This window comes from Aquimarina aquimarini (genome assembly GCF_900299535.1).
Taxonomy (GTDB): Bacteria; Bacteroidota; Bacteroidia; order Flavobacteriales; family Flavobacteriaceae; genus Aquimarina; species Aquimarina aquimarini.
Map to the genome: position 1 here is coordinate 111,648 of NZ_OMKE01000005.1, position 18,809 is coordinate 130,456.

At 30.8% G+C, this 18,809-nt stretch carries 18 protein-coding genes; 1 reads left to right on the forward strand and 17 read right to left on the reverse strand.

What is annotated here, in order from left to right:
• Nucleotides 1-216: 216 nt before the first annotated feature.
• The 15 genes from DG508_RS01400 to rsgA all read right to left on the reverse strand — a co-directional run bounded on the left by DG508_RS01400 (nucleotide 217) and on the right by rsgA (nucleotide 16,174).
• Nucleotides 217-1,260 (reverse strand): hypothetical protein, encoded by a 1,044-nt coding sequence (locus tag DG508_RS01400; RefSeq protein WP_108866437.1) that lies wholly within the window; start codon nucleotides 1,258-1,260, stop codon nucleotides 217-219.
• 81 nt (nucleotides 1,261-1,341) lie between these two features.
• Nucleotides 1,342-2,157 carry a hypothetical protein gene (locus DG508_RS01405; RefSeq protein ID WP_108866438.1) on the reverse strand — a complete coding sequence of 272 codons (816 nt, stop codon included), beginning with the start codon at nucleotides 2,155-2,157 and terminating at the stop codon, nucleotides 1,342-1,344.
• On the reverse strand, nucleotides 2,138-2,707 hold the full coding sequence (locus DG508_RS01410; protein WP_108866472.1) for an RNA polymerase sigma factor: 570 nt from the start codon (nucleotides 2,705-2,707) through the stop codon (nucleotides 2,138-2,140). The genes DG508_RS01405 and DG508_RS01410 overlap by 20 nt, the downstream gene beginning before the upstream one ends.
• A gap of 172 nt (nucleotides 2,708-2,879) precedes the next feature.
• Nucleotides 2,880-3,857 carry a polyprenyl synthetase family protein gene (locus DG508_RS01415; protein WP_108866439.1) on the reverse strand — a complete coding sequence of 326 codons (978 nt, stop codon included), beginning with the start codon at nucleotides 3,855-3,857 and terminating at the stop codon, nucleotides 2,880-2,882.
• Between the two features lie 136 nt (nucleotides 3,858-3,993).
• On the reverse strand, nucleotides 3,994-5,034 hold the full coding sequence (gene rlmN, locus DG508_RS01420) for a dual-specificity RNA methyltransferase RlmN (RefSeq protein WP_108866440.1): 1,041 nt from the start codon (nucleotides 5,032-5,034) through the stop codon (nucleotides 3,994-3,996).
• Between the two features lie 124 nt (nucleotides 5,035-5,158).
• Complete coding sequence (locus DG508_RS01425) at nucleotides 5,159-6,082, reverse strand: chalcone isomerase family protein (protein ID WP_108866441.1); 924 nt, start codon at nucleotides 6,080-6,082, stop codon at nucleotides 5,159-5,161.
• 295 nt (nucleotides 6,083-6,377) lie between these two features.
• Entirely contained in the window at nucleotides 6,378-7,427 is a 1,050-nt protein-coding gene (queA, locus tag DG508_RS01430; protein WP_108866442.1) for a tRNA preQ1(34) S-adenosylmethionine ribosyltransferase-isomerase QueA, read from the reverse strand.
• Between the two features lie 162 nt (nucleotides 7,428-7,589).
• Nucleotides 7,590-8,816: a 3-phosphoshikimate 1-carboxyvinyltransferase gene (locus DG508_RS01435; RefSeq protein ID WP_108866443.1), complete on the reverse strand. Its 1,227-nt coding sequence runs from the start codon at nucleotides 8,814-8,816 to the stop codon at nucleotides 7,590-7,592.
• A gap of 1 nt (nucleotide 8,817) precedes the next feature.
• Nucleotides 8,818-9,072, reverse strand: a complete 255-nt coding sequence (locus tag DG508_RS01440; RefSeq protein ID WP_108866444.1) for a hypothetical protein — start codon at nucleotides 9,070-9,072, stop codon at nucleotides 8,818-8,820.
• Nucleotides 9,072-9,398, reverse strand: coding sequence for a nucleotide pyrophosphohydrolase (locus DG508_RS01445; protein ID WP_103864684.1), 327 nt, complete (start codon nucleotides 9,396-9,398; stop codon nucleotides 9,072-9,074). The genes DG508_RS01440 and DG508_RS01445 overlap by 1 nt, the downstream gene beginning before the upstream one ends.
• Nucleotides 9,399-9,400: 2 nt before the next feature.
• On the reverse strand, nucleotides 9,401-11,431 hold the full coding sequence (locus tag DG508_RS01450) for a transglutaminase (protein ID WP_108866445.1): 2,031 nt from the start codon (nucleotides 11,429-11,431) through the stop codon (nucleotides 9,401-9,403).
• Between the two features lie 22 nt (nucleotides 11,432-11,453).
• Nucleotides 11,454-13,367 carry a DUF3857 domain-containing protein gene (locus DG508_RS01455; RefSeq protein WP_159090590.1) on the reverse strand — a complete coding sequence of 638 codons (1,914 nt, stop codon included), beginning with the start codon at nucleotides 13,365-13,367 and terminating at the stop codon, nucleotides 11,454-11,456.
• Between the two features lie 19 nt (nucleotides 13,368-13,386).
• Nucleotides 13,387-13,839: a D-aminoacyl-tRNA deacylase gene (gene dtd / locus DG508_RS01460; RefSeq protein WP_108866447.1), complete on the reverse strand. Its 453-nt coding sequence runs from the start codon at nucleotides 13,837-13,839 to the stop codon at nucleotides 13,387-13,389.
• A 73-nt stretch (nucleotides 13,840-13,912) separates the two neighbouring features.
• Entirely contained in the window at nucleotides 13,913-15,100 is a 1,188-nt protein-coding gene (locus tag DG508_RS01465) for a porin family protein (RefSeq protein WP_108866448.1), read from the reverse strand.
• Nucleotides 15,101-15,223: 123 nt separating this feature from the next.
• Nucleotides 15,224-16,174, reverse strand: a complete 951-nt coding sequence (gene rsgA, locus DG508_RS01470; protein WP_108866449.1) for a ribosome small subunit-dependent GTPase A — start codon at nucleotides 16,172-16,174, stop codon at nucleotides 15,224-15,226.
• A 136-nt stretch (nucleotides 16,175-16,310) separates the two neighbouring features.
• Between rsgA and DG508_RS01475 the strand changes: the two genes are divergently transcribed.
• Nucleotides 16,311-16,766, forward strand: a complete 456-nt coding sequence (locus DG508_RS01475; protein ID WP_234418151.1) for a hypothetical protein — start codon at nucleotides 16,311-16,313, stop codon at nucleotides 16,764-16,766.
• Nucleotides 16,767-16,821: 55 nt separating this feature from the next.
• On the opposite strand, the gene DG508_RS01480 is transcribed toward DG508_RS01475, so the two are convergent.
• Both DG508_RS01480 and DG508_RS01485 read right to left on the reverse strand, forming a co-directional pair.
• Entirely contained in the window at nucleotides 16,822-17,904 is a 1,083-nt protein-coding gene (locus tag DG508_RS01480) for a bifunctional 3-deoxy-7-phosphoheptulonate synthase/chorismate mutase type II (protein ID WP_108866450.1), read from the reverse strand.
• Between the two features lie 54 nt (nucleotides 17,905-17,958).
• Nucleotides 17,959-18,807, reverse strand: a complete 849-nt coding sequence (locus tag DG508_RS01485; protein WP_103864678.1) for a prephenate dehydrogenase — start codon at nucleotides 18,805-18,807, stop codon at nucleotides 17,959-17,961.
• Nucleotides 18,808-18,809: the final 2 nt, after the last annotated feature.

Here is an 18,809-nt window from a genome sequence, read left to right on the forward strand (position 1 = left end):
CGCTTATATTTTGAGGCAAAAAATATAAAAGCGTTTGTTGAATTCGGGAAGAATTATTTCACACTATCTGACTCAGATAAATATAGAGCATTTTATCAAAAAACAAAAAAATAAACCCTTACAAAGCTCTTAAAAATAAGTATTTACACGCATTCCGTAATATTTATATGGGTTTTACACATTATTATTTTTACTCAAAAAGAATAATGTCTAGTGTCAAAAATCAAATCGTAAACCTAATGACACATTATTTTGCTCAACCTCTGCATTCTTAAAAATAGGAGATATATCATATTTAGCATACAAAGACACATCACTAAAACCTATATAGGCACTTACTCCATATATTATTTTATTGGTATTATAATCTTTCTTAATTTTATCCTTAATACGATTTCCATTTTCTTTGTACTTTAGTTTCTGTCGAGTACTTATATTAAACCCTGCATACCCTCCTAACCCTATCCTAAATTTATTATTAGTATCGTATCGAATGCTATTTTCTGTTTCTTTTACTTTTGATGGACCTAATTCAAAATGCACAGGAATCACAAGATTATCCATTCTAAATTTAGATTTATCTAATTCTACTCTAAATTCTTCTAACACAGTTTGATTACCATTTTCTACAAAATATTTATTATTTCTAATTTTTAAACCATTTGAGGTGTATGAAATACCATATTTAACTCTTAAGAAATTTGTGTTTTTAAAGACTCTTGTTTTCCAAGCCCAACCTATTTCAAAAAATCGACTTCCTAAAATCCTATAGTCTGAATCTTCTAATGATTGCCCATCAACAATTGCATTATTAAACCCTAATGCCATTACTACACTAGATGTCGTACGCTTATCATAAGGTATTTCCTTTTTATTCTGTTCTCTTAAATCTATCCCAAAAACTGTATATTTATTAATCTCATTCTTTGTTATCGAATTAAAAACCTCAACTCCGTTACGTTCTAAAAGAGCTATTTTATTTTCTATAATCGCTATCCTATTTTCAATATTAAGAGCACGCTTCTTTGCTACTATTTCTTTATTTTGCTGAGCATCTTCTCGCGATATTTTATTATTCGCTAATTTTTCATTAATCTTTTCTACTTCCTTTTTTAGGGCATCTTTTTCTGTTTGTATAATGTATTCTTTTTGCTTTTCTAACTCCTCTATTTTTTGATCTTTATTTATTTCTTGAGCTGTTAACAATTGAGCAAAAAGCGTCATGGCCACGAATGTAGCAATTGTAATTAAGGTCTTCATTTTTTAAGAATTTTGATTTTTGCAATCCCTCTCTCTTTCTATAGGAGAGAGAGATTACTAATTATTGATTGATGAATGATATTATTGATTTCTTTCTACTACGGCAGTTTTAACTTTTTGAAACCCTCTTTTAAGTGCTTCAAAAACACGTTGCTTAAACTTTTCATCAAGTTCTTGCTCTACATCTTGTAAAAGAATTGATGCATTTACCATTACTGAGTTACCGTTTTTTTCTATTGCAATTTCCTTTTGAGCTTTCTGTAACAATATATCTATTTCTTTATCACTTATCTGGATTTTGTTCTTTTGAAGCTCTTTGATTTCTGCAACAACTCCTGCTATTTTATTTTCTATCACCAAGGAGTCTATAAACCCTGCTTGCTTTTTGGTATGCAAGGGTTTGTCGCTTACCATTATTTTACGATCATATTTATGATTACTGAATATTTTTTCATCTACAGTATCATTAAAAATCGTTGCATTTGAAACAATTCTTTCTTTGTGAATTGCTTTTTTACTTTGTGATAAAGATATATCCAGCTTATTAGCTGTGGTATCATTTTCTAAAACATCGGTATTATCTTGAATTCTTTTTTCTAATACTTTATCATAAACTACTTCTACACCTTCTTTTTCTATAATTTCTTTATTACTATCAACAAATTGAGAACCTGTTGGCTCTTCTTCTGAATTTTTATCTACCACAATAGCAGTTGTAATTAGCATCACAACACAAATAGCAACAACCTTATACCACAAATTTCTTTTACTGTATCGTTGCTTACCTTGAACATTGCTAAGCTTATCTTCTAATCTCTCCCATGAGTTAGCTGAAGGCTGTATAGTACGTTGCCCTAATTTTTCCTTCATCTTATCTTCAAATTTCAATGGCGCCATTACTTATATTATTTTGTTTATTTAATTTTTGCTGTAGCATTTTTCTAGCCTTAAAGAGTTGAGATTTTGAGGTACCTTCTGAAATTTCTAACATTTTTGCTATTTCTCTATGTTTATACCCTTCTATAGCATACAATACAAACACAACTTTATACCCTTCTGGTAAATTATCTATCAATTCTTGTATTTGATCTACCTCTAATTCTGTATTAATATTATTATGAGATTCTTCATGATAGTTTGTTATTTCTTCTATAAACAAGACCCGTTTTTCTTTTCTTAAAAAAGAAATTGATTCATTAATCATAATTCTTCTTACCCATCCCTCAAAATTTCCTTCGAACCTAAATTTATCTATATTCATAAAAACCTTCAAAAACCCACTCAACATTACTTCTTCTGCAAAATGAATATCTTTTATGTACTGTCTGCATACACTTAGCATCTTGGGAGCATGTTTATTGTACAACTGACGTTGCGCATCATGATGCTGTTTTGCAGCTTTTTTTATAAGCTGAGTCTCGTTTTTATAAAACTGAATAACTTTCAATAATAAGATCAATTAGTTTGAACCCTTCTTTTACATAGACGGTAATAAAAACAAAAAGGTTGCCTGGTTTATTTTTTTCTGTTTTTAATACAGAAATAACTTCTTTAAAAAAAAGAAACAGGATAGTTACTACACGTGGCTATAAGATTTTATATCCAGCAAAAAGTGGGAATTATTTTTTTCGATCGATTACATAATCAACCATTAACTCTAAGGATGATTTATAATCTGAATCTGGATATTCTGATAAAATAGTAAGTGCTTCATTTTTGAATTGATGCATTATAGTAATAGCATACTCTAATCCTCCACTTATCTTTACAAAGTCTATAACTTGCTTAACTCTCTTTTTATCTTTATTATGATTCTTTACAGAGTTGATAAGCCATTTCTTTTTCTCCTTACTACAATGATTTAATGTATATATAAGAGGTAATGTCATTTTTTGCTCTTTTATATCAATCCCTGTTGGTTTACCTATAGCAGTATCTCCATAATCAAATAAATCATCTTTTATCTGAAAAGCCATACCTATAAGTTCCCCAAATCTTCTCATTTTCTGAACATTATCTGAATCAGGAGCTACAGAACAAGCCCCTAAACCACAACAAGCAGCAATCAGTGTTGCTGTTTTCTGACGTATGATCTCATAATACACTTCTTCTGTAATATCAAGACTTCTGGCTTTCTCGATTTGTAGCAACTCTCCTTCACTCATTTCTCTAACAGCTACCGAGATAATTTTTAATAAATCAAAATCTCCATGATCTATTGAGAGCAACAAACCTTTTGATAGTAGGTAATCTCCAACTAAGACTGCTATTTTATTTTTCCACAATGCATTGATAGAAAAAAAGCCTCGTCTCTGATTTGAATCATCAACCACATCATCATGAACCAAAGTTGCTGTGTGTATTAATTCTATTACAGAAGCTCCCCTATATGTACGCTCATTAACATCTCCTCCTGAAACCATTTTGGCCACGAGAAAAACAAACATAGGTCGCATTTGCTTACCTTTTCTATTTACAATATAATGGGTAATTCTATTAAGTAAGGCTACCTTGGATGTCATTGATTCTGAAAACTTTTGCTCAAAAAGCTCCATTTCATCAACGATCGGTAGTTTTATTTGTTCTACAACTTTCAATATGTGGTACTTGATTCTGTTTGAAAAATGTACTGCGAAGATAATGTAAATAGTTTTTCTTTGAAACCTATCTTATTTTTATATTATAGATATTGCTATTAATTCTTTTTATAAGATCATTATCTTAGAAAAAAAATTAAGTCTTATTAGCTAATTGACCACAAGCAGCATCAATATCTTTTCCCCGACTACGACGTACATTTACCACTATCCCTCTAGACTCCAACCCCTTAATATAATTGTTTAATGCTTCTGATGATGCTTGCTGAAATCCATCATCATCAATTGGATTATATTCTATAAGATTTACCTTGCAAGGCACATACGCACAAAAAGAAATCAGAGCGTCTATATCTTTTTTTCTATCATTTATCCCTTTCCAAACCACATATTCGTATGTAATTCTGCTTTTGGTTTTTTCATACCAATATTCAAGTGATTCCCGAAGATCTGACAATGGAAATTTTTGATTAAAAGGCATGATTGAAGTACGCACTTCATCTATTGCTGAATGTAAAGAAACTGCTAGTTTGAATTTTACATCATCATCAGCCATTTTCTTTATCATTTTTGGAACACCCGAAGTGGATAACGTAATTCTTCTAGGAGACATAGCCAATCCTTCTGGAGAAGTAATTTTATCAATAGCTTTGAGTACATTTTTGTAATTCATCAAGGGTTCTCCCATACCCATAAATACTATATTAGACAATGGTCGACTATGATACAACCTACTTTCTTTATCAATTGCCATTACCTGATCATAAATCTCATCAGGATTGAGATTCCTCATCCTTTTTAATCGAGCTGTAGCACAAAACTTACAATCCAAACTACATCCAACCTGAGATGACACACATGCTGTAGTTCTTGTTGGAGTAGGGATCAATACAGATTCTACAATCAACCCATCATGTAATCTTACTGCATTTTTTATAGTACCGTCAGTACTACGTTGCATTTGATCAACTCTAATATGATTAATAACAAAATTTTCTTCCAACATTTTTCTAGTAGTCTTAGAGATATTTGTCATATCCTCAAAACTATGAGCTCCTTTATTCCAAAGCCACTCATACACCTGATTCCCTCGAAAAGGTTTATCATTATTATCTTGAAAAAACAGTCGCAACTGATCTTTTGTTAACGTCCTTATATCTTTTTTCTTCATTGTCATACTTTTGCAAAAGTAAAAAGATAAACTGGTACTCTGATAGTCATCTTAATTCTTTATTAGAATTATCAAAAAAACCTCAAGTATATGCCATACCTGAGGTTTTAATTATTTGATTATGATATCCTTATTTCTTTACTCTTTTCCACACGTGACTTCCTCCTCCTTTATACTTCATATTGAGTATATCTTTATCTTCTGCATCTATCCATATTTGGCATTCTGAAACTTCACCTGTCTTGATATCTGTATATTTACCATTTATGTATCTATCTCCTTTTAGTTTCAATCCTTTCATGATAACTAATCCTTCTACATTTTGGTTTTTATCAGCTCCTTGGCATTCATAACAAACAGCATCTCTTTCTGATATACGCATCATTCTTTGGATAGAACCATATACTTGTTTTTTAATAACATATAATTGAACTATACTAAGAGCTACTCCTGTTTTTTTATCATATGTTTTCCATCTTCCCAAAATAGGATTTGGCTCAAATGATGCTAATAAATTCTCCTTTAACTTTTCGTCTACAGGGTTTTCTCCTAACCATATTTTGAATAAAGCCTTTTTAAATTCTTTACTATTTATAGTCCCTAATGCCTTTTTATTTTTATACAATGTTAATTTACCGCCTTTTACATAAAGGATTTTGAAAATATCAAACTTATTTATCTCATTAGGAATAAGGTGTAAAAAGTCTCGTATTTGATTTTCAAAAAGATAACTATTTCCATCTGTCGCTCTTTCTAATCCATTTCTTATCAAATCTTTAAAATCACTATCTGAAATAGAAGAGGAAGTAATCTTAATAGTAATAGCCATCGTTGCATCTTTATCTGCTACCATAATACCATCTTCTACTCCTTCTACTTCAAAATCTAAATATAATGCCATTGCATACAATTTTTCTCTTGCTCCTGCACCATTGAGTATAAGTTCTGATCCTTCAAAAACATCAACATCATTAAAACGGATATCTCCTACTTGGGTTTGGGCATAAGAAAATATAGCATAAAAAAACACTATGTAGTACATTAATTTTTTCATTCTTTAATTTAGGTTTAGTTCTTCTTTAATTTATTTGGAACACACAAAAAAACAACACTTATCTATAAAAGTGGCTTTTACAAGCTTTATCTAGGCCTTTTTTTCGATAAAAATCAATATTAATCGTTTTTCGGTAATTATGTTTTACGGTTTTACCATAATTTTTTTGAGGACACAAAACTATCATTTTTTCGCAAAAAAAACAACTCAATACGCTAATTTTCAGAAATATACAGTATGAAACCCTGTTGAATACGAAATTCAACAGGGTTTTCACAATATATTTCGCTTATTATTAAATAATTAACATTGCATCTCCATATGAGTAAAACTTATATTTCTCTTTTACCGCTTCTTCATAAGCTTCTTTGATAAAATCATGTCCTGCAAATGCTGAAACCATCATTAACAAAGTAGACTTAGGTGTATGAAAATTAGTAATCATACAGTTTGCAATACTAAAATCATATGGGGGGAATATAAATTTGTTTGTCCACCCTCTAAATTCATTTAATGTTCTATCTGAAGAAACAGAGCTTTCTAAAGCTCTCATAACGGTTGTTCCTACCGCACATATTTTTCTTTTACTAGAAATTCCATTATTTATAACATCGGCAGCATGAGCAGTTACATATGCTTCTTCACTATCCATTTTATGTTTAGACAGATCTTCTACTTCTACTGGATTAAATGTTCCTAAACCAACATGTAATGTAATTTCTGCAAAATCCACTCCTTTAATTTCTAACCTTTTCATCAGGTGTTTAGAAAAATGAAGCCCCGCTGTTGGAGCTGCTACAGCTCCTTCATTCTTTGCATATATGGTTTGATATCTCTCTTCATCTTCTGGTTCTGTATCTCTTTTTATATACTTTGGCAAAGGTGTTTCTCCTAGGTCATTCAATTTTTGTCTGAATTCATCATAAGAACCATCGTATAAAAAACGTAAGGTACGCCCTCTTGATGTTGTATTATCGATCACCTCAGCAACTAAACTTTCGTCATCGCCAAAGTACAGTTTATTTCCTATACGTATCTTTCTAGCAGGATCAACAAGTACATCCCAAAGACGTGTTTCAGAATTTAATTCACGTAATAAAAACACTTCAATCCTAGCTCCTGTTTTCTCTTTGTTACCATATAGCCTAGCAGGGAAAACCTTGGTATTATTCACCACCATTACATCATTTGGATCAAAATAATCGATAAGATCTTTAAACTGTTTATGCTCTATGGTTTGATTTTTTCTATCAAGAACCATCAATCGAGATTCATCTCTGTTTTCCGCTGGATATTCAGCTAATAAATCTTGTGGAAGATCAAAATTGAAATGTGATAACTTCATTCGTATTTTTTTTTTGAAGATGCAAATATACAATCTTGCAACATGGGTTGTCAAGTAATTTGGTATATATTTATAAGGATAAGTGCATTGTTTTCAATTATTAGATAAAAATTAGCCCATCATACTTAGGCTCTTATTGACAAATCCTACTTCTCTTTCTTTTTAAACTTCTGTTACCTCAAAGCCTATTTTATGTAAGTCTGACCAAAAATCTGGATACGATTTTGAAACTACTTCTGCTTCTTCTATATAAAATTGAGTTCTAAGTGCTAAAGGGGCAAATGCCATCGCCATTCTATGATCATTATATGTTGCTATAGTAACATCTTTGTTTATTGAATTTGATGGTTCTAACCTAAGTGAATCTTCTGTCACATCAATCTTTCCTCCTAATTTTTCAATTTCTGTTTTTAGCGCTTCTAATCTATCTGTTTCTTTTATTTTTAGAGTATGTAGACCTGTAAGATAGCATCCTATCCCTAATCCAAAACAGGTCACTGCAACTGTTTGAGCTATATCAGGCGAATTAGAAAGATCTAATTCTTCCTGAAATCCTAGGGCTGTATCTGATACTTTTGTTAAGGTAATTCTATCTTCTGAAAAAGTTGTCTGAACACCAAGACTACGGTATATCTCTGCTAATTTTGCATCTCCCTGGTAGCTTTCTTTTTTATAACTTCCTATAGTTACTGAACCTTTTTTTGACAACGCAACAATACTATAATAATACGATGCAGAACTCCAATCTGACTCTACCACTACAGTTCTTGGTGATACTTTTTTGTACGGCTCTATTACAATTGTATTATTCTCAAAAACACCAGATATTCCTACATCTCTCAATAAACTTAAGGTCATATTAATATAAGGAACAGAAGTAACTTTTCCTTCTAATAAAATTTTTAATCCTTTTGGTAAAGAAGCTGCAATCAACATCAATGCAGAAATATACTGACTACTTACATTTGCTTTTAAAGAAACTGTATTTACCTGGGGGCTCCTTCCTTGAATTCTAATAGGTGGATACCCGAACTTGTTTTCATACTTTATATCACATCCTAATTGTTGGAGTGCCTCAACCAAAATTTTTATTGGTCTTTCTTTCATTCTCTGACTTCCTGTCAACACTGTTTCTCTACCTTGTTTTACAGCAAAATATGCTGTAAGAAAACGCATAGCTGTTCCTGCATGATGAATATCGACCAACTCTTCATTAGTTTTCAATGCTTTTTGCATCACTTCTGAATCATCACTATTGGATATATTTTCTATGTCTATATCTTCAAACAATGCTTGTAAAATCAACAACCTATTACTTTCACTTTTTGATCCTGTAATCTGTAATGTACTATCCTTTATATTAGAAATATATTTTAACTGCAAATTCATATTATCGATTTGATTTACGTTTTCTTAATTCAAAATAATATCCCATTATCATCCCATAGGCCAACCCCCCAACAATTCTAGATAATAGATATCTCATCCATATTCCATTATTAATCCTTTCGTTCACAAAAACATCCAAACCTAGCGTGCCATATTGCATAAAATATTCTATAACACTAAAGATAATCATAAACCCAATCCCTATAAAACATACGGATTGCCAATATTTTTTGGATGAGAGTATTGCTGTAAACATTATTTTAATTTTTCATTATTATGATGACGATCATGATCTCTTTTTGTTTTGATATCTAGCTTTTTATCAAAAGCTTCCTGAAGATTAATTCCTGTCTGATTTGCTAAACACAGTACTACAAACATTACATCTGCCAGTTCTTCTCCCAGGTCCTTATTTTTATCACTTTCTTTTTCACTTTGCTCTCCATAACGTCGAGCAATAATCCTAGCCACCTCACCTACTTCTTCTGTAAGCTGCGCCATATTTGTTAATTCATTAAAATATCGTACCCCATGATTTTTGATCCAATCATCTACAGCACGTTGTGCATCTTGAATATTCATAATTATATTTTTTTCAGAACTAGATGTTCATTTTCTTTTTCTACAAGCTTACTATAAAATTCCTTAAGAGTAGGATAATACTCAACAGAAATTAAAGCTCTATTTATTTTTTCTGTTACTTTTATCTGTATTGTATTATTTGTTACGGATGACATAAAATAAAATTCGCCTAAACCTTCTGGCATTTTTATTCTCTCAGATTTAAGGGACTCTACCACTTCATAACCTTCTGGAATTTTAATATTCAAAATATAGCTATTAGAATATCCAAAAGCAAAATCTACAGGATATTTTCGATCTTCTGATTTAAATACATTTATCTTACTTTTAAGAAACAACATTGGAGCAAAAAACATCTCTCCTTCTATCATTTCAACTTGGTCATCTAAAGAAAACTCAAAACTTTCACTAACTCCTTTTCCCAATTTATCAGTCCCTTTCAGGTGATAATTCTCTACTTCTAATATATCATATTTATCTTGAATCCGCTTTTTATTGGTTTCGATATCTTTACCTCCATGATTTGTTCTAAACTCATGTGCTAAATAATGCGTGTGACGCATATTCAACTTACCATTTACATTTCCTTTATCATCAATCTCATAATTTACACTATATTGATTTACAGAATTCTTTTTAGGTCTCAGGTTAAGAGATTGAGAAGCTCCATTTTTTGCAATTACTCTTGCCATGCCTTGTATCACTCTATTTGGCAATACATTTGGAAAACCATATGGATCAGTTCCATCTAAATACAAAATTTTACCATCTGGAAACTTTACCCTAGTAATTACATAATTAAATCCATCTAATGTAGGAAACAAAGAGATCAACCTATCACTTGTACTTACTAACACTGGATTTGCCTCTAATTTTGCGTAGTTAAGCATTGCAGTAAGCATTATATTTATTTCTGCGGCATTACCTGTTCCATCTTTATATGCTTTTTTGACACCTTTATCTGTATACACATTGGCTTTTCCATTCCAAGCCATTTTTTTCTTCACAAACCCATACACCAAAGCTGCCCTTTCTACAGGATTCACTACTCCTTTTATCAATTTATCTAAATCTTCTTTAAAATACCCTTCTCTCTTTAATTCATCTCCAAACTTAGTACTTTGATATATTTCTTTTGTTACATCTCCCCATGTGGTAGAATAATTTTTTATTGCTCCATTTGGAAATTTTGTATATTCTAATTCATACACTATAGAGGAAATATAGTTACTAAAATTTCCTGCATAAGGTTCTTTTTTAAAAGCAGGAACGTTATTATTATCTACAGAATTAACATTGATAACATAATCTAATGTACTATTTGAATATGAGGTTTTAGCAGGACCTGTTCTTAGATTATACCCACCTTCTCTTTGTTTATTTACAAAATTAATTTTACCATTACGTTTAGATTCTTTTATTTTTATTGGCAGATATCCAACTGTTCGCTTTTTAAAATTAAAATATTCTGGAGTTTCTACTTTTACTGATATTTTTTTGATTGGAATATCATACTGCAAATACACTCTATCTATATAAAAATAAAAGGGAGAAGTAATTCTATATTTATATTCTACTACAGAACCTTCTTTCAAAGAAGGCATTGTAAATTTTGTTACATTTTTATATTCTGAAAACTCTTCTTCAAAAACACCTTCTTTTTTTAGTTTGGTAGTTACTAACTTTCCATTTACTATACTGTGCGTAATCCCTTTTATACCTGTTACCTTTTCCTTACCACTCCTATTTTTGTATAAGTATATTTTTTCGGTGGCATTTTCATATCCTTCTTTATTATATAGTTTTATTCTCTTAAATACTTCTGTAATTACCTCAAAACCATCTACACTATTATACTCAAAACTTACACGTTTATTCTCATACAAAACAACAGCATTTGCAGAACTATCCTCTGTATAAATAGTTTCTATTAACTCTTCTTTAGAGACTTTTCCAAATTTATATTCTTGTGCGTAACTAATTGTTGAAAAAACAAAAAACACACTAACTATTAATATTTTTATTGTTTTCATTATTATTATTGGTTCTTATATTTTATACTTGTTTAAGTACTATTTTTGATTTGTCTATTTTTTTAATTTCAGTTCTAAACTTCCTATATTCTTCATATTTCTCCTTTGAAAAAGTGCCATCAATGATTTTCAAAAACCGTTTAAACTTAATTTGTTTATCATTAATTTTTTGAAGTTCATAACTATATTTTCCAAATTCAGTTTCTATTGTTGTTGTTTCTACCAAGCTTCCTACTTGATACCCTTTGGGCAGATTAATGATATATTCATCTATATTTGTGTATCCCCTTGATATCACTAAAGATGTTTTTCTAACTTCATACTTTGGTAAGTTGCTTTGATCCTTGCTGAAAAAATTTGGAGAAAATAACAAACGGCTTCCTACTTTTTTTATACATGTATTACACAATACGTCTATTTCTTCTGTAAATTCAACTATATCTTTATCATCAGTCAACTCTATACCTCTTATTTCCAATCCATTGATATAACCCCAATACTTTTTATAATATAATTTTTGATCTTTTGGTGTTTCAAACTGAACTCCATAATTCCAATCATACTCAAGACCTTTCGATATTCTTTTGATAGTTGTAGACATTGATTTATCTACTCCTAGATCAATGGTTGCTGCTGTATATAGTGTATTTTCTTCAGGCTCATATTTTTTAGTTCTTTTAATCTCTCCTCCTTCAGGTGTAATAACCAACACCTCTCTATTATCTGTAAAACTACCTATAAAATTAAATGGCTTTGTCTGGCTAGTACACTCCAACCAAAGGTCTTCTTCTTGATTTGGAATATTAAGTATTGCATGATTTCCTTGCATTGATGCAAATTCAGAATCGATATCTCTTCTCTCTTTTGCATATACAACAGTATAATATGATGTTATATCCTGACTATCTAATAGTGCCATAGTATAGTTGGTCAAAGCTTTACAATCACCATACCCTAATCTATCAACATCACTTGCTAAAAACGGCTTCCACCCTCCTATACCCAATTGCACACTTATATATCTTGTTTTCTTCTGCACATATTCATAAATTAACTTAGCTTTTTCTTTCTTTGTCTTCACACCCGAAACCAACTTATTTATTTCTACAATAGTTTTTGGAGGTAATTCACCTCTACCTGATATTAGTTTATCATATTGCCATTTACCCATAGACTTCCAATCTATAGCTGCTCCTTCTACTCCTTCTAATGAAAACTTATTTAATGCTATTTTAACCATAGGTACTATATCATAATAATCTGGTCCTAACACTTCAGCTTGCTTGGCTGAAACATCTGAAATAACATATTCAATTGCCTGAGGTGTCTTATTTTTGCTTATCTGATATCCTTCAAAGCTTGTTTCTTTGAATCGAATAGGAATGTTTTCTGAATTTAAAATTTTATATTTCGACTTTTCAACACTCAATCTAAAATTTGAAACAGGAAGCCAAGGTCGTATAAACGCTGTCGAAGAGCTTTCTATTTCACTCTCAAACAACAGTGTATAGGGGTAACTAATTGGAGTATGCTCAAAGTATTTTATTCTATCGTCTCTTGCTAAAGAATTATTATCATATACACTTCTGTCTTTGAAATCATGTTTTTTATATTTTTTTATTTCCTTTCCATATCTATCATAGACTACAGCTTCTAGTTTTTTTATTTTTAACGTTGGGCTATATCCTTCATAAAAATCGGCATGTTTATTTCCGTATTTATTAAGAACAGTAACTACTCTTTTTGTTTTTACAATTATCGTATTAATTGATTTAATATTAATAATAACTTCTTCTGAACGTACTATAGCATTAGCTTGATCTGTAAGTGTAGAATCAAGAACTACAGATTGAAATGTATTATTTTTTTGAGCATTAGTTGTGACCACACTAGATAATAGTGTAATTACTAAAACTAATTGTATTTTTATTTTCATAAACAAGATTATTTTATAATCACTCTTTATTTTTTGTATCAATAATAATCGTAACTGGGCCATCATTGAGCAATGCAACCTGCATATCTGCACCAAATACACCTGTTCCAACTTTTTTTTCTAAATCAAACTCTAATTGTTTGACAAAATTCTCATATAACGAAATAGCTATCTTGGGTTTTGCTGCTTTAATATAACTAGGTCTATTCCCTTTTTTGGTACTGGCCTGTAATGTAAATTGACTAACAACTATGGCATCTCCATCACTATCGATCAAACTTTTATTCATTACCCCATCCTCATCAGCAAATATTCTAAGTCTGGATATCTTTCCTGATAACCAATTGATATCTTCTTGAGAATCTTCTTCTTCTATCCCAACCAGAATGAGCAATCCTTGATTTATAGTTGAAATCACTTCACCTTCTACAGTAACCGAAGCTTCTGATACTCTCTGAATTACAGCTCTCATTTATTATTTACAATTTAAATACAGTTTTACACACATATAGAGTCCTAATTAGTAAATACCTCTTCTATTTATTTTAAAAAATCGTATACCCTAATATTACAGATAAGCCATTGTATTTAGAATCCCAAAACAAATAGTTTCTCAACACAGTTCTGTTTGTTTGATATTTAAATTCTACACTATATTTATCATCATATTTGTATCCAATACCAAAAGCTACATTATTCCCTGATTTAATATCAATTTCGCTTCCCAAATTATCACTTATTGTAGAATCATAACTAAAGCCTAAAACATACGATCCATTAACAAAAAATTTGGAATCATCATTTAGAAAAAGATAATGTCTAATTCCAAAAGGAAGTTCAATTGTCTTATAATCAACTTTAAAGACACGCTCTGTATTTTCTTTTTCTGATTTAAAATATTGATAAGCTGGTTCAATTATAATAGCCCACTTATTTTTATTAAACGGCATAATAAATTCGGCTTCTACTCCCAGTCTAAACCCTAACTCATTCCCAAAATCAGAACTCAACCTATCATCAAGACTATTACTAATTGATAAAGAAGAATTATTAATCCCAGGCCTTAAGGTCAAATTAAAAAAATCCTTTTTTTGTTTTGCAAAAACAACAGCCTCTCCATTATTACATTCATTATACTTTAAAAATCTCTTTACTAAATCACTCTTCTTATAACCTATATTTTCAAATTCCTTAATCTTATCATCTTCACACTTTATATTATTCCACAGCTGTTGCTTAAATTCGTTATTAGTTCCCATTTTACCACTAGACGCCCAATATTTTTTAAAAACTAACGGTTTAACCTTTGAAATATCTATACTATAAAAATATCTTTTGAGACTTTTACTCTCATATGAATACAATTTCGCTTTGCCCTCTACCAATACTTTCAAAAAAACTTCTTCTTTTTCAAATACTGGTTTTTTTACATTACTTAATTGATTAATATTTATACTCGATCGATCGATATTAACATTACGCTTGATATACTTAGATTGTCCGTTAACACCAAATTCCTTAACTTTTTTTATACTTGCGCTTTGAGACTTATCATCGATTGACATCTTATACTCGAATTTTGTTGGATTATTTTTCCAATCAATATTCTTAATCAAACAATTTATTTTTTCACTCGAATTATTAATATAATACCCCTCTTCATAAGAAATCTGGGAATAGCAATTGACATTTAAAATTATAAATGCGATTACAATAAATACGTTTTTATTCATTTTGAGTTTATTAATTAATATCGCACAAGTATACAACCTAAGAGTTCCGAAAAACGGAACTGCTCATTTTTTTTATTTATTTTTTATATATTATGTGTAGAAAAATATCTATCCAGTGTATAATCACTCCTCATCATAGTTATTTTTTCTATAATGTTCTTCTTCTCCTTCTAGGATTTGGAGGTAACTTTTATATCGTGACCATGCAATCTCCCCATTATCCAAAGCCTGTTTTACTGCACACTTTGGTTCATTGATATGCAGACAGTTATTAAACTTACATTCTGATTTCAATTCAAAAAACTCAGGAAAATAATCTCCTAGTTCTTCTTTATCCATATCGACTACTCCAAATCCTTTTATTCCTGGCGTGTCAATAATTTGGGCATCAAAATCCAAATCAAACATTTCTGCAAACGTAGTAGTATGTTGCCCCTGTTGATGTTGATCACTTATTTCTGCAGTTTTCAAAGCTAATCCTGGTGCAATCGTATTTATCAAAGTAGATTTACCTACTCCGCTATGACCAGAAAACATACTTACCTTATCCTTCATCACTGATTTTACCTTATCTACATTTTTTCCTGTCTTAGCAGAGATGCCAATACATTCATACCCAATTTTTCTATACAATGCTGCCAGATATTTTATCTCCAACAATTCGTCATCTGTATAGGTATCTATTTTATTAAAAAGTAAAATCGCTTTAATACCATATGCTTCTGCTGTAACCAAAAATCGATCTATAAATGTAGTATGAGTCGTAGGGTTGTTTAATGTTATTAATAAAAAAACAACATCAATATTAGAGGCAATGATATGTGTTTGCTTAGATAAATTAACAGATTTTCTTATGATATAGTTCTGCCTTTCATGGATATACTCTATCACCCCCGTTTCTTGATCATTATTTAATTCTAATTTAAAATCTACAAGATCACCAACAGCAACAGGATTTGTGCTTTTGATCCCTTGGATTCTAAATTTTCCTTTTATACGACATTCATATGCCTTACCGCCATTTACTTTTACGGTATACCAACTTCCTGTAGATTTATAAACGGTCCCTGTCATAAATACAAAGATGCGAATATTAATATTTTTGAAGGACCTATTTTTTTCTTAATTAAAAAAAACGTACTCTTATATTGTCTTTTTGGCACATTATTAGTTATAACGTTTACTACTTAATTTAATAACTCTATTTAAAATGAAAACAAAAATTTCTTTTGCTATTTTATTATTTCTATGTCTACAATATACATTTGCGCAGGACATCTATGAATATCAAATTGTAACAGTTATAGAATCAATTGTTCCTAATGGTTTGGGTAGATCGCGAATGCTTACTGCCAATGAAACCAGAGACTATAAAGAATATACATCTTCTCGTACTGGCGAAAATGATAAAAGAAATAAATCAGATCGTGGAAAAATTCGTGTAAAAGATTTTGATGAAACCAAACTTTTAAACTTCTACAATCTTGCTGGTATTCGTTTTCAAAATATTGTAGCAAACGATGCGGTCGTAATGTCAAAAATAAACACTTTGGCTTCTAAAGGCTGGGAACTTGCATTTGTAAACAGCGGGGTAGAAAGCCACGGTGGTGAAGGTGACAGTAACGGGATCTACATTACTCGATATACTTTTAAGAGGGAAAAATAAACCTATTATCATAAGCCTACCTGTAACAAAAATCTATCACAGGTAGGCTTTATTATTATCCTCTTGCCACTTTCTTTTGATGGTTAATTGACTCTTGGTGAATTGCTTTATAAATACGAAGTATAAATTCTTCACTCAGTCCATTTTCTTCACCTTCTAGAATCATTCTTCCTAGTATTTCATTCCAACGTTTTGATTGTAAAATCGCTACATTTTGTTTTGCTTTCACCTTTCCTATATCATCAGAAATTTTCATTCTTTTTGACAAAGTCTCTAACAATTGATTATCTGCAATATCAATTTTGGCTCTCAGTTCTTTAAGCGCTGCTTGGTACGCTTCGTCCACCCCAACTTCTTTACGAATCTTTAAATCTTTCATATATTGAATCAATGTTTCTGGCGTAATCTGTTGTTTTGCATCACTCCATGCATTATCTGGATCATAATGTGTTTCTACAATCAATCCATCAAAATTAAGATCTAATGCTGTTTGAGATAAATCAAAAATCAAATCTCTTCTTCCTGCAATATGAGATGGGTCTAATATCAATGGTAAATCAGGAAAACGATTTTGTAAATCAATAGGAATCTGCCATTCTGGAATATTACGATATTTTGTTTTTTCGTAGGTAGAAAAGCCTCTATGGATTACTCCTAAATTCTTTACATCTGCCGTATAAAAACGCTCTACAGCTCCTAGCCAAAGTGATAAATCAGGGTTAATTGGATTTTTTATTAACACAGGATTATCGATCCCTTTACAGGCATCTGCTATATCCTGAACAATAAATGGTGATACCGTACTTCTTGCTCCAATCCACAATACATCAACTCCATGTTCTAAAGCCAACTCTACATGATGTGGATTTGCTACTTCTGTAGCGATTTTCATTCCAGTTTCTTCTTTGGCCCTCTGTAACCATTTTAATCCTAAGGCTCCAACTCCTTCAAAATTACCAGGTCTTGTTCTTGGTTTCCAGATTCCTGCTCGCAATACAGTAGCATCAGAATCCTTTAACTGATGTGCTATTTTGACCACTTGATCCTCTGTCTCTGCACTACAAGGCCCCCCTATTACCAAAGGATGCTCTAAATTGTAATCATCAAGCCAGTTTCTAAGTTCTTTCTTATTCTCCATTTTATTCGATATTATCTATATTTAGTTCTTATAAAAGTTCAAGTTATTGTTCTATTAAACGATTCCTTTTAGAATTGTTTTTATATGGTTTGTATTTTCCATTTCTTTATAAATTGCAGAAAAATCATCCTTTTCTATTAATTCTTTAAATTGTGTTAGATTTATAATATACTCTTCTAGTGTTTCTATTACGTTTTCTTTGTTGTGTTTAAAAATTGGTGCCCACATAGCAGGAGAGCTTTTTGCTAAACGCACAGTGGATGCAAAACCACTACCTGCCATATCAAAAATATCTCTTTCATTTTTTTCTTTTTCGATTACAGTTTTACCCAACATAAAAGAACTTATATGTGATAAATGAGAAACGTATGCTATATGCTTATCGTGTGATCCTGGATCCATATATCTAATTCGCATTCCTAATCTTGAAAAAATCTCCATCCCTCTCTCTTGTAACTTGAATGCCGTTTTCTCTACCTCACATATAATATTGGTTTTCCCTCTATATAAATTTGCTATAGCGGCTTGCGGTCCTGAAAACTCAGTACCCGCGATTGGATGTACTGCTAAATAATTTCTTCTTTTCTTATGATCACTAATAGTATTGCACAATTTTTTCTTGGTTGAACCAGCATCAAAAACCAAACAATTATCGGGTACCTTATCAAGAATAGATGGTAATATTTCTACTGTTGCATCTACAGGAATAGCTATTACAACAACATCTGCATTTGCTAGATCATCTATCTTTGACTTATAATCTATAAACCCTAAAGATAATGCATCATCCAGGTGCTTTGTATTATTATCTATACCATAAACTTTTGCTTCATTAAAAGCTGCTTTAATATCTATGGCAAAAGAACCACCTATAAGTCCTATTCCTATTACAAATACATTCATTT